At 35.8% G+C, this 13,262-nt stretch carries 9 protein-coding genes and 2 pseudogenes; 10 read left to right on the top strand and 1 reads right to left on the bottom strand.

Translation table 11 applies throughout. The features are described 5' to 3' along the window. From H344_RS21860 to H344_RS0110835, 6 genes and pseudogenes are all read left to right on the top strand, one after another. Positions 1-273: pseudogene (locus tag H344_RS21860) on the top strand (IS1182 family transposase); the annotation flags it as partial. Positions 274-366: 93 nt separating this feature from the next. After that, positions 367-2,988 carry a TM0106 family RecB-like putative nuclease gene (locus H344_RS0110855; RefSeq protein WP_026810347.1) on the top strand — a complete coding sequence of 874 codons (2,622 nt, stop codon included), beginning with the start codon at positions 367-369 and terminating at the stop codon, positions 2,986-2,988. A 278-nt stretch (positions 2,989-3,266) separates the two neighbouring features. Then, a pseudogene (locus tag H344_RS20065) lies at positions 3,267-3,932 on the top strand (sugar phosphate isomerase/epimerase family protein); the annotation flags it as partial. A gap of 86 nt (positions 3,933-4,018) precedes the next feature. Next, the gene (locus H344_RS20060) at positions 4,019-5,107 is read left to right on the top strand and encodes an SGNH/GDSL hydrolase family protein (RefSeq protein ID WP_051254262.1); all 1,089 of its coding nucleotides are present in this window, start codon (positions 4,019-4,021) and stop codon (positions 5,105-5,107) included. A gap of 75 nt (positions 5,108-5,182) precedes the next feature. Then, on the top strand, positions 5,183-6,883 hold the full coding sequence (locus tag H344_RS0110840) for a BACON domain-containing protein (RefSeq protein ID WP_026810346.1): 1,701 nt from the start codon (positions 5,183-5,185) through the stop codon (positions 6,881-6,883). Positions 6,884-7,053: 170 nt separating this feature from the next. Next, positions 7,054-7,998 (top strand): DUF4886 domain-containing protein, encoded by a 945-nt coding sequence (locus H344_RS0110835; RefSeq protein ID WP_205667159.1) that lies wholly within the window; start codon positions 7,054-7,056, stop codon positions 7,996-7,998. A gap of 146 nt (positions 7,999-8,144) precedes the next feature. Here the strand turns inward: H344_RS0110835 and H344_RS0110830 are convergent, their stop codons facing one another. Beyond that, positions 8,145-9,074, bottom strand: coding sequence for a DUF5996 family protein (locus tag H344_RS0110830; RefSeq protein WP_026810344.1), 930 nt, complete (start codon positions 9,072-9,074; stop codon positions 8,145-8,147). A gap of 403 nt (positions 9,075-9,477) precedes the next feature. On the opposite strand from H344_RS0110830, the gene H344_RS0110825 reads away from it, so the two are divergent. The 4 genes from H344_RS0110825 (at position 9,478) to H344_RS0110810 (ending at position 13,183) form a co-directional block, all read left to right on the top strand. After that, entirely contained in the window at positions 9,478-10,485 is a 1,008-nt protein-coding gene (locus tag H344_RS0110825) for a lipoate--protein ligase (protein WP_026810343.1), read from the top strand. 354 nt (positions 10,486-10,839) lie between these two features. Further along, the gene (locus H344_RS0110820; RefSeq protein WP_026810342.1) at positions 10,840-11,373 is read left to right on the top strand and encodes a hypothetical protein; all 534 of its coding nucleotides are present in this window, start codon (positions 10,840-10,842) and stop codon (positions 11,371-11,373) included. A 340-nt stretch (positions 11,374-11,713) separates the two neighbouring features. Continuing rightward, positions 11,714-12,271 (top strand): hypothetical protein, encoded by a 558-nt coding sequence (locus H344_RS0110815; protein ID WP_034256446.1) that lies wholly within the window; start codon positions 11,714-11,716, stop codon positions 12,269-12,271. 339 nt (positions 12,272-12,610) lie between these two features. Next, the gene (locus tag H344_RS0110810; protein ID WP_026810340.1) at positions 12,611-13,183 is read left to right on the top strand and encodes a hypothetical protein; all 573 of its coding nucleotides are present in this window, start codon (positions 12,611-12,613) and stop codon (positions 13,181-13,183) included. Positions 13,184-13,262 lie beyond the last annotated feature (79 nt).

Below are 13,262 nucleotides of genomic sequence, written 5' to 3'. Positions count from 1 at the left end.
CACCCTTATGGAACCATAAAACGACAGTGGGGCTTTGACCATATCATGACCAAGAAAGGGATTGGTGCAGCAAGTGCAGATTTCGGGCTTATGGCCCTGGCCTACAATCTAAGAAGACTTTACAACCTAGGAATAGTCCCAAAAACTCTTTTGGCCGTGCAAAACAACTATTTCCTATTAATAACTTCGCCCCTAATCGTCATTTTAATCCTCTTTGGGCCACAAGGCGATCACTCTACAAGAAATCGCTCCCTCAACTTTATTTTCACCTAATGAAAAAAATCGTGTATTTTTAAAACAGAAATCACGGAGTTTTGAGACAAACTGCCGTTATCTCTTATACAAAAAACAGACGCAACCACATGAATGATAAAAGAAGAAGTCATAGATGGATTTTTTAGTTGCCCTTTAAAAGCTTACTATCTTCAGGTAAACGAATTGCCAGTAATTTTTGACTATAAATCTGAAATAAGTAGGCTTAAAAATAAACTAAAGCAAAAATATGCCAAGAAATGGCGTTTAAAGAATTCGGACGCAATACAAAACAAAAATAAAGAGACAATTACTATTCCTTCTACTATTGAAATAGATGGAATGGAAATTAAGACACCCTTATTTGAGCATTCCCAACAAAAACTTATTCCTGTTTTTATATCTTATGATTCTACTATTTCAAAGGAGAAAAGACATTGTTTTTCCTTCAAGGTTTTATTGCTTGCTCGCTATCTAAATATTTCAATTGATAGTTATAAAGTTACTGGAGTAAATCTAAAAACAAGATATTTTAAGATAACAGATGCAGTTGCATCATCTGAAATTATTGATGCAATTAAAAATAGGCAACCTATAGTAAAGAAAAAGCACTGTTTTGTATGTGAGTTTCAATCTAATTGTAGAAAAGAATTAATTGAGAAAAATGACCTCCGCCTTCTTTCTTCAATGACAGAAGAAGAAGTATTAAAATGGAATGAGAAAGGGTATTTTTCTGTTATACAGTTATCGTATAAGTATAAGCCTAGAAAAAGTAGGATTTTACCCAAGAGCAATGGACGTTACAAATTTGAGTTAAAAGCACTTGCTATTCGGGAAAATAAAACGTTTGTATTGACTATTCCTGAAATAGGTACTGTGAGTAGTGGAATCTATTATGACTTTGAGAGTTTACCAAACGAACACTTTGTATATCTGATAGGCTTAATAATCACGGACAATGAAAAAATAAAACATAGATATTCGTTTTGGGCAAATTCTTATAATGAAGAAATAGACGTGTTTGAAAATTTCTTTAAAATAATTAGAAGCTTTCCAAATCTAAATTTATACCATTATGGTAATTTCGAGATTAAAGAACTTATAAGATTCAATAAAAAACATATTTATAAATATGATGCCGATGTAAATTATATAACCAAGAAATCTGTAAATATTCTAAGCTATTTCTATTCAGATGTTTTCCCTCCAACCTATTCAAATGGCTTAAAGGAAATATCAAATAATATTGGTTTTTTTTGGCGCAAGGACTTTATGACAGGATTGAAAAGTATTGCTTATCGGAAAAAGTGGGAAAATGATAAAAATAGTAAATCAAAACACACTTTAATTGAATATAATCAGTCTGATTGTGAAGCTCTTTTTCTTGTTTCCATTTGGCTCAAAAAGATTTCATTAGAACAAGATAGTACTATTCTTGAAGTGAAAGATATTGCTAATAAAAGCACTTTAAAATTTGGAAAAACAAGGTTTATAATCGATTCGTTTAATTCAATTAATGACAAAGCATATTTCAATTATCAGCATTCAAAAATATTTTTTCGAAAGAAACCAGTTCGGAGCAAACCTAGACAAATAAAAAGGTCACAATTTAACATTAGGGCAAATACTACAAAAGTTTCCGAAAGACCTGAGCATTGTACTAAATGTAATAACGAAAGATTATATATTCATCAAAAATATAATCGCACGTTAATTGATTTAAAATTTACCCAGAATGGAATCAAGAGGTGGGTTACAAATTTCAAAGGATATCGTTTTAGATGTTCTAAATGTGGAAATGTATTTACTGACCCAAAGTACTATAAACAACCAACCTTTGGAATGAATGTCCAAATTTGGATAATTTATAACTACATGGCATATGGGATCAGTTATGGAGATTTAGCTAAAATGCTAATGGAAACTTTTAAAATTGAAGTAACGCGAACTTATGTTTCATCTATAAAACCAAAGTTTGCTAAACTTTACTCTGATTACTATTCAAATATTTTGGAAAGCATAATTAATGGGGAGGTTTTGCACATTGATGAAACAAGTGTTAAAACACAAGGAACAAAAGGTTATGTCTGGGTTTTAACCAATTTTACAAATGTATATTACATTTACCGCAAGAATAGAGAAAGTAATTTTCTAACAGAATTGATAAGGGATTTTAAAGGTGTTTTAATTTCGGATTTTTATGCTGGTTATGATTCTTTAAAATGCAAACAGCAAAAATGTTTGATACATCTCATTCGAGATATAAATGACTTATATTTTAAAAATCAACAGAATATTGAATTGCAATCACTAGCAGTGTTGTTTGGTAATTTAATGAGAAAAATAATAAGCACAATTGATAAATATGGATTACGATATAGAAATTTGAAAAAGCACAATTTGGATGTTGAGAGATTTTATCAAGAAGTTGATAAAAGTTGCTTTAATACAGATGTTGCAAGAAAATTAGTAAAGCGTTTAGTTAAAAATAAAGACAGAATATTTTTATTTTTAAACTTTGACAATATACCATGGAATAACAATAATGCTGAATTTGCAATTAAGGCATTCGCTAAGTATCGGAAAAAAGTAGATGGGATTTATAATGAGAAAGGATTGTCAGATTATTTAACTCTTTTAAGTGTATCCCAGACCTGTCATTATAGAGGTGAAAGCTTTCTTGAATTCCTGATAAATGAACAAGAAAGTACAAGAGATAACAATAAATATACGTAATGCGGGCGAAAGTGCTGATTTGAAAGTAATTACATTAAACAAACTAAGTGCTAAACGGAAAGTGAAGTGCCTTGAAACCCCGCACTACGCATAGCCGAGACCGTTAGAAGGTTATTTGCAGGAAAAAATAAAGCAGCTTCGGGACTTCACTTTTTTTTGCTGCCTACCCTTTAGCTCGACCAATCGGTGCGCAAGTAGTACGTTTATCAGGGCAGCAAAAAATCTACGGTGTGTAAAGTTTTAGGTAGTGTTTATGGAAGGTTAGGGCCAAAAAAAATGCGGATGAAGCAGGTATTAAAATTTGGTCTATTCATATGCCCTTTGGTGCTAATTTGGATTTATCCTTGGTTAACGAAACCAATCGTAGGGATGTGGTAGCTAAGCAAGGTAGGTTGGTTGAGTTGTTGGAGATTTTAGAACCCAAAATAATTCTATTTCACCCAAGTTATTATTTAGGGTTAAATGAAAGGGACCTGCGAAAGGCGCAGCTTATAAAATCAGCAAAGGAATTAAATGAGGTGGTTAAGAGTATTAATGCTACCATGGTAATAGAGAATATGTTAGGGCCGGAACTATTAAAGGATGAAAATCGTGAGCGACCTTTACTTCGTACGGTTCAAGAAACCATAGAAATTATGAATAGGCTTCCGAATTCTATCGGTTCTGCTGTTGATATGAATCATATTAAGAACCCGGAAGAATTGATATTGGCAATGGGAAGTAGAATGAAATCGGTTCATATTGCAGATGGTACAGGTAAACATGAAAATCATTATTTTCCATGTTCGGGAAAGGGACAAAATGATTGGACGTTAATTTTAGCTGCCTTAGATAAGGCAGGGTATAGAGGTCCTTTTATGTATGAGTCTGCATACGATGATGAAAAAGATCTCATGGTGTGTTATAAAATGCTGTATAACAATTATCTGATTTCGTCCAATTAATGGATGGTAGAATAAGCATAGAACTTCATTATTTTGAATATAAATAAGAGGGAATTTTAAATTTAGCTATAAGAGTTAGACTTATCATGTTAAGAATCTTTTTTTCAGCACTTCTTTTTAGTTGTTTAGGGAATATTGCCCAAGCGCAGAATGCTAATGCTGTTAAATTCGTGGATGCTTTGAAGTTTCCCCTTTTGGGGAGCACTAAGATAGCCGATACGGAGCACTATTATAGGGTCCGGAAGGATTTATCAGCCAATTTCCCTAAAAGGGTGAAAGCCTTGTCCACAAACACAGCAGGCTTTAATGTTCCTTTTAAAACCAACTCTTCATCCATTAAATTGAGGTGGACACTCAGGGAGTATAATCTTCTTTGGAATATGACTCCTTTAGCGGTTGCCGGTTTCGACCTCTATGGATGGAATGGGGAAGAATGGCAATTTGTAGCTGCAGCAAAACCAACAGGAATTTCCAATTCAACTACTATCATTGAAAACCTCGATGGGAAAATGCAACGTTTTAGATTGTACTTCCCCTTGTACAGTGGCGTTGCTGAGGTGGAAATTGGCGTGGATAGCGGCAGTGACATCCAGCCATTAGAGGATTTCTATTTACCTTCTAAGCAAATAGTGGTATATGGATCTAGTATAACCCAAGGCGCATCGGCCTCTAGACCGGGAATGATATTTACCTCTATCCTTGGTCGCAGGTTAAATATGAATTTTAGTAACTTAGGATTCAGTGGCGCTGGTAAAATGGAACGTGAAGTGGCAAACGTTTTGAAGAATTCCCATCCAGATCTCTTTATTTTGGATTGCGTGCCTAACCCATCCATAGAAGAGATAAGAACTAGGACATTGCCCTTTATTGAAACCTTGCGAAAAGAGAATCCCTCCGTACCTATTCTCATGGTGGAAAGTGTTTTTAGGGAGCATGGACATTGGAATGAGAAAATAGGAGCTAAGGTCATTGACCAGAATTACGCCTTTAGAGAGGCGTATAGCCAATTGAAGGAGCGAGGAATGGAGCATATCTATTACTTGGATAATATGGCTTTAATAGGTACGGATCATGAAGCCACCATAGATGGTACCCATTTTACCGACTTGGGCCATAAACGGATTGCCGATAAATTATTTCCGGTAATAAAGAATATTTTAAACGGAAGATTATAACCGTTAGATGTGAAGAATTGCTTAATGGAAGCTAAAATAATTATTTTAATAAAGCCAACTTAAAACAATGTAATAATGAATAAAAAGATTCATTTTAAAGCGATTGCAAAACTGCTTATAGGAGTTTTTGTAATGTTTCATTTTGTCGGATGCGATAAAAATAAAGATAGCATAGATCCTAAATTAGTAGTATCAAGAGATTCTTATGAGGTCTCTAATGGGGATAATCAGTACAACATTGATTTGTTGTCTAATACAACTTGGGAGGCCCAAGCTAATGTAGAATGGATAACCTTGGAGATGACTAGTGGGACCAATGGAAGAATAGATCTCCCATTTTCGGTGATCAGAAACGAGGATGATGAAAGAGTGGGGACTATCACCATTACTTTGGGTGAAGGAGTTTCTTATGAAATTCTAGTTACGCAAGAGGCAGGTAATACTGATAACATTTATGTGCGCCCCAACGGTACCGGGGATGGTTTTTCTTGGAACGAGGCAACTGATTTGGCAACTGCTTTGAATTTAGCGGTTAGTGGAAATACCATACATATAGCGGAAGGTACCTATAATCCTAGTGAGACCATTACGGGGGGAGATTCTGAAAATGTTCGGGACCTAACATTTGAAATCTCCAGGAATATCTCCTTAGTAGGTGGATATCCTATAAATGCTACTAAAGATACTAAGCCAAATCCTGAGCAATACAAGACAATTCTTAACGGAAATAACAGCTCTTATCATGTAGTGACGGTATCTGCAGTTAAGGAAGAAGGAGCTAAGGTAAAATTGGTAGGGCTTACCATTACTAGTGGTCATGCTGGTGATTTGTCTGCCTCCGCAGATATTAATGGCCTAGGATTCAGAAGGGATTACGGAGGCGGTATAACCATCGGTAATGCCGTGGTAGATATCCGTGATACTCATATTATTGATAATAAATCGGAGAAGTTTGCTGCCGGGCTCTATGCGTTTGCAGATGCCGTGGTAACAATTGATGGAAGTGAGGTTAGTAACAATAGCTCTTCAAGTAATGTGGGCGGGATATGGATTAGGGAAGCCAAAGCTTTTATTTCTAATACCAAGATTTTGGCCAACTCTGGTGGAACCGCTGCAGGAGTGCACGGATATCCTGATGCTGAAATTTATATGAACAATTCTATAGTAGCCGATAACAAAGGAAGATCTTATGGGGCTGGATTTTACATCAGGCAAAATTCAATTGCTATTTTAACTAATTGTATGATAACCGGCAATAGTAGCACTTCCAAAAATGGAGGAGGTGGTATAATGATGTATAACAACAATAAGCTTACTCTTATCAATACTACGATCATAGATAATGCGGTTCCAACAGGTCCTGGAGGTGGTATCTTTAGACGAAGTGGGGAGAATGAACTTTCCTTATACAATTCTATTGTTTCAGGAAACAAGCAGTTAGTAGATGGAGAAGATATTGATGTCTTTGAGGCAGATGCTCAATCTCCACAGATAATTTCCTCAATTTCAGCTTCTAAGGTGATAGACCACAATGGAGTAGAAATTGATGGAATCACCTTTAATCATACTTCCATGCTCCAAGACCATGGGGATTATGTAATTCTCCCTGTAGGTGAAGATAACCCTGCTTTACTATACGGTACAGAATTGGAAGAACTTGTTAGAATTGGAAATCAACAAGAACCTAAGGTGGAAGCAGATGTTATTTCCTCGGATTTACTAAATAATAGCCGTTCAGGTCTTAAGACGATGGGAGCTGTAGTCAAGTTCAATTAGGTGATTATCTTATGGCTTAATTAAAATTATAAATCTAGTTGAACTTTTGTATTTAGTGAGTGAGAAAATAGTCGTTATGATGGATATACAAACTGAAGTCGTGTAATTCCTTATAGGTGCTATTTTTTAATTTAGATGGCAGGGAGCCATATGGAATAAATAAAAGTATAATGAAAAGAATATTAATTTTTAGTAAAGGAGTATTACGGAGTTTAATGGTGGTCTTGCTGTCTGTGACCTTCTCCTTTTGTGGCAGTTTAAAACTAGATCAGGCTAAACAGGGAACAGTAGAAGAGGGAGTAGATTTAGCAACGATCCGTAAGAAAGATGATAAGGATGGTATTATAAAAGTTCTGGCTATAGGGAACAGTTTTTCTATGGATGCTATTGAGAACTATTTGTACGAACTCGCCGCAGCCGAAAATATCCCGATGGTAATTGGTAACTTGTATCGCGGTGGTGCCTCGCTAGAGCAGCACTGGAATCATGCCCAAAATAACCTGGCAGCTTATGAGTATAGGAAAATAGAAATAGACGGTAGCAAGACCAATACGCCCGAAACTTCTATTGAAACCGCAGTGTTGGATGAAGATTGGGATTATATTAGCTTTCAGCAAGTCAGTGGGAATTCTGGGAATTATAAAACTTTTCTCACTCCCTTACCAGCATTGATGGAATATGTAAAGGAACGCAGCACGAATCCTAATGTTGAGTATATCTTGCATCAAACCTGGGCCTATGCTAAAAGTTCTAACCATAAACATTTTCCCAATTACGGAAGCGATCAGGAAACAATGTATTCTGCCATTGTTAATACCTTGAGAAAAGCAAAGGTCAATTTTAGTTTTGATGTGTTGATTCCCGCAGGAACCGCTATTCAAAATGGACGAAATACTATCATTGGTGATCATTTTACCCGAGATGGTTATCACCTAGATTTTGGAATAGGAAGATATACTGCCGCATGCACATGGTTTGAGGCATTAACCGATATCAATGTTGTGGGGAATTCTTTTATTCCTGATGGACTCTCTACTGTAGAAGCAGATATTGCTCAGCGTGCCGCTCACGCTGCAGTTCTTAATCCTGATGAGGTAACACCACTTTCCAATTAGAGGTTGGCATGGAGAGGTATTAGAGTTCGAACCTCAGAATTCACCTAAGCATTTCAACTAGGTTCCTTATAGGCTTTAATGAAAGGCCTATACTAAGCGAAATCCCTTTGGATATATTTTAAAAAAAGAACCACTATGGGTTCTCATTAAATCTCATCCAAATCTGGAACCCTAAATTTTTCAATATCCCAATTTGCTTTTTTAGCTCCTGCCTGATAGGTAGATTCTAAAAAATCGAGTAAATCTTGTCTAGGGTTGTCAGAAAGCAGTAAATCGTTGTATTTTAAAAGCGCCATTGGACTCCCGTTACTATCCGCCCACTCGGCTGAAGCAGGTTTTATGGCTTCTTTGTTTAAACCTTCGGGTGAGGGGTAGGTATAAGAATAGAAGGCAGGTTCGGGAACATTTTCATCGCCCGGCCAAAAGCCAAAACTTATACATTCGTGGGAATAGGCATCTTTATCCGAGAGTCTAGCTTCTGCTGGCATAGGGGGCGCTTCGTTTCCAGAGAACCTAGTGATCACCAAATCCATAGAGTGCCAGTATAGCTGTACAGGGCAAGTTTTGCCGTAAAAGCGACCGCTAAACTCTTTAAAAATATTATTAATCCAGAGTAAGGCCCGCCATAAATCCGTTACGTAATTTTTATCATAGTGATGGTAATCTGTAATTTCTCCAAAGGGTTTATCAATTCCTAGGTCATAAGGAACGTCTACTATGGAAACCGAAATCTTCAATTCTTGGAGTATCTCCATCAGCGTGCGATAAAAATCGGCTACAGTAAGTCGTTCATTTAGCGGGAAACGCTCATATTCCCCTTGACTTGTGTTAATTTCCAATTGGTGAGTTAACACATTTATGTTGATTTTAAACTGATCTGCACCAGAGTTATAAGGTATCTCTCCCGTTGTAAATCCGCTAGTGCCTATATATTCTGTTATGTACCACCAATGATTTTTTCTAGGAGTCATTTTAAGTCGGACTTTCCCCAATATCTGCAAAAATAAGTGCAGCGTCATCTTCTTATTTATATTCTCACCATAGGGAATTTGAGGTAATTTTAATTGATTTTCCATAATACGAGCATTTTGTGTTAAAACTGTAGAATACTTTTAGGAGTAACTTAAAAGTATATATCAGTTGTATAATCTTAAAAGTTAATCAATTTTCTGCTTTTTTATACTTTTTCTATAAAGCATTTATGTTATAGGAGGTATTTAAATCTTAAGAAGGTTGAATTAAACTCACATTATTTTTCATGAGATTTGGGGTGCAGGTCTAGATAGATTAGGAGGGGAGTATCTGTGTGATTTTGTAAGAGTCGGGTTATTGTTTTAATCTGTTGCTTAACAACAATCATCTAGTTTAAAATTTCTTTTAATAATCAATCCAAACCATAAAAATTAAGGTATAAACCTTTGGCTGCTCAAGTTCTATTACCTTTGTAATTAGCGCTAATCCATTTTATACCATAACAAAATGATTTTTATAGAAAACGAAGGGAATACCAATCCGCGATTAAACCTTGCTTTAGAAGAATATGTTCTAAGGAATTTTGATCCTGCGAATGATTATCTGTTGTTTTATATCAATGAACCTTCCATTATTATAGGGAGAAACCAGAACACTTTGGAGGAGATAAATCACCAATATGTAGAAGAAAAAAATATACATGTGGTACGAAGAATTTCTGGTGGTGGCGCGGTGTATCACGATTATGGGAACCTTAATTTTAGTTTTATCACCAACCACGATGGCAAAAGCCTTAGTAATTTTAAAAAATTCACGGCTCCGGTAATAAAAGTGTTGCAAGCGTTAGGGTTAAATGCCGAATTAAAGGGGCGTAATGATATTGAGGTAGATAACAAGAAAATTTCTGGTACCGCCCAATTTTCTACAGGGAAAAGAATGGTGAGTCACGGTACCTTGCTTTTTGATACCGATTTGGGGGAAGTGGTAAATGCCCTTAATGTTAAGATGGATAAGATTGTGTCTAAAGGTCATAAATCGGTGCGAAGTAGAGTAGCGAATATCTCGGAGTTTTTACAAGAAGCTATAAAAATTGCTGAATTCCGTGAGTTGCTGTTAGAAGGACTTTATGAGGAGAGCGAACCCTTTGAGAGCTACCGACTTACAGCGGCGGAATGGGAAGGGGTACATAAATTAAAAGCGGATAAATACGACACTTGGGACTGGAACTATGGAAAGTCTCCTAAATTTAATATCCAACGCTCCAAACGTTTCCCGGTAGGGGAGGTAGATATGCGGATTTTTGTGGAAAAAGGTCATATCCAGGACTTTAAGATCTTTGGGGATTTCTTTGGAAAAGAGCCACTAGAAAGTTTAGAGCAACTCTTTATTGGTACTAGGTACGAAAAGGAGGATATTACTGCACTGTTGAAGGATGTGGACATCCAAGAATACTTTGGAGACCTCCCAAAAAACGATTTTATAGAATTGGTGTATGGTGCAGATGTAGTGGATTAAAAAGCAGCCAAGGCTTACTGCAATAGTTGAATTGTTCTAACGATCTAACAGTCCTCTGTTGTACATATTAATGGTAGACACATTTAAGGGCTACATGTTGATGGTATAGGCCCATTAGTTTTTCACTTGCTAAGTGGGTGCAGTTTACTATTTAAGAATATTTATTGAGGTGTACTTTATTCCTAGGTTACATAACCCCTACTCTTGCCTTACCTAGTTATACTCATGTTGTAGTTATTTTATTACAAGAAAACCCAATTCTCTACTACAAGCATAATTGGAAACTCCATATATATTTGCGATTGACACATTTTGAAAGTGATTATTAATTGTAAGCTTATTAGAGTAAATTTTATGAAAAATCAGTTTGTTTTAGCGGTATTATCCCTTGGAGTAATGGTATTAGGAATTAACTATGCACAGGCACAAGAAACGGCCACCACTACAGTAAATATTAACTTGGCAGATGTTATTTCTATCGATCCTGGAAGTGTAGCTAAAGGTGGAGAGGTAAATTTTTACTACAATACAGCAGAGGATTACCAGACTACACAAACTATTGCAATTGCCAACAGCTTAATAGTAACTTCAGCAAAAGAGTTCGATATTTATGTAAAATCGAATGGAAAGGACTTTGTAAATGGCGACTATAAAATTCCTGTTGATGTATTAACCATAACCGCGAAAGGGGGCACCATGGAGGGGAAAAAGGAACGCATTAAAATAGGAAAGTCTGATAAAAAATTGGTTAAAAAAGCTCCTTATGGAAGTAAGCTTACGCTCGACTTAGATTATGAGATTAGTGGAAAAGATGCTTCTAAATCTATTTTAGGGAAGCCAACAGGGGTTTATACGCAAACAGTAACTTATACCGCTGCAGCTCACTAAGCTTAAGATATAACTAGTGCGATTTGGGATTCCCTTAGTGACTATTAGCGTCACTAAGGGAATCTTTTTTATAGCGACTTTTGTAATTGAAGTTGGCTTCTGTTTATGGGACGTTATCTAATAAATGCTTCTTTAAATATAGGAGATGCAGTGAAGGATTTATTTAAATTTACTCGATAATCGAGAATTAAATGCTCCGAGACTGTCTTGCCAGAATCTTCCAGGCGGGCTTGCCTCGAGGTAGTTTACTACATAAAAATTAATGAAATAATATTCGAGGTAATTTCCTACAATTGCAATTTATGGTTATATTTATATAATCATTTTAAATCGCGCTGAAATGGACATCTACCGGTTGATTAAGAAGGAGGGAATTTGCGTTATGGTATTTGCTTTTGTTATGCTTATAGCTGGAATGGAAAAGGCGTGTGCGCAGGAGGCTACAACTACTATAAACCTTGTATTGGCCGATGTAGTTTCTATTGACCCAGAAAGTGCTGCAAAGGGTGGTACGGTAGATTTTAATTATGAAAATGTGAACGATTACAATTCTGAAAAAACAGCCAGCATTCCTAATAGTCTTATTATTACTTTTTCAAGGCCTTTTAGTTTAAAGGTGAGAGCTAATGGAGAAAGCTTTGAGAATGGTTTTCATGTTATCCCTGTAGATGTGCTGACGGTTAAATGTAATGAGAGTTCTGAAATTACTGGAACCACTGCACCTATTACCCTGTCTACTAAAGATCAGGTTTTAATTAACGGTGAAGGTAGTGGGAGCAAATTAAAGCTTCATTTAGATTATACTATTCCCAAAGCAAGATCGGCCTCCGCAGATATTCTGGGCAAACCAGCGGGCAAATACACCCAAAAGGTGACCTATACAGCCACCGCACTTTAATAATATTATTTCTTACCTATTCTCTTCAATCTAGTGCATTGACTTTTTAAGCGATTGCTTTATTAATATAAGTTGTAGTGCTTTCGGTATTATTACGTTACTGTTTATAGTTCTGTAGTAATATTACCCAATCTACCTGTAATACTATCAGTCTAATTAGCTATAGATTAGACCCTTTTCTTTTTTCTCACCTAATCTTATAGGTATAACGTAGTAACTCTTGTAGTTTATTTACTACGTGCGAATCCAATATCTACTACAAAGAAAACTACATCTCCTACATACCTTTGCAGTGTTGAATAATAAACGAAAACAAAAATTAAAGTAAATAACTCAATTATGAAAAAACAAATTATCAGTGCAACTTTGGCTCTTGGAGCAATTTTATTAGGAATGAATAATGTACAGGCTCAAGCAACTCAAATAACTGGAGATGCTAACCCAGCAACTACAACTGTTAATATAAAACTTGCAGATGTAATTTCAATTTTGCCTTCAAGTGCAGCTAACGGAGGTGAAATTAATTTTGAGTATAATTCTGCTGAAGATTACCACAGTGTTCAAACAAAAAATCAGCCAAATGCATTGATTGTTACTTCAACAAAAACTTTCAATATAGCTGTTAAGGCTGGTGGAGCGAATTTTGAAGGGCCCTCTACCTCTACTATTCCTGTTAATGTGTTAACAATAAAACCAGTAAAAGGTGGAACAACAACTATGACTGGAGCTACAGGAGATGTGAATTTGTCCACTATTGATCAGAAATTAATTCAAGGTGCGGATATAGGGAGTGAAGTTGTATTGGAGTTAGACTATGAAATTCCTGCTGCTAAAGCCTCTTCATCTGACATCTTAGGAAAACCTGCAGGTACTTATACTCAAAACGTAATTTATACTGCTACCGCAAACTAATATAGATTTAAACTCTTTAAGATTCCCATAGTTGCGTTTTTACCGTAATTTTGGGAATCTTTTTAATTTAAACCGTTAG

Origin of the sequence: Arenibacter latericius DSM 15913 (assembly GCF_000424985.1) — a bacterium.
GTDB lineage: Bacteria > Bacteroidota > Bacteroidia > Flavobacteriales > Flavobacteriaceae > Arenibacter > Arenibacter latericius.
This window is presented reverse-complemented; position numbering and strand designations above follow the sequence as displayed.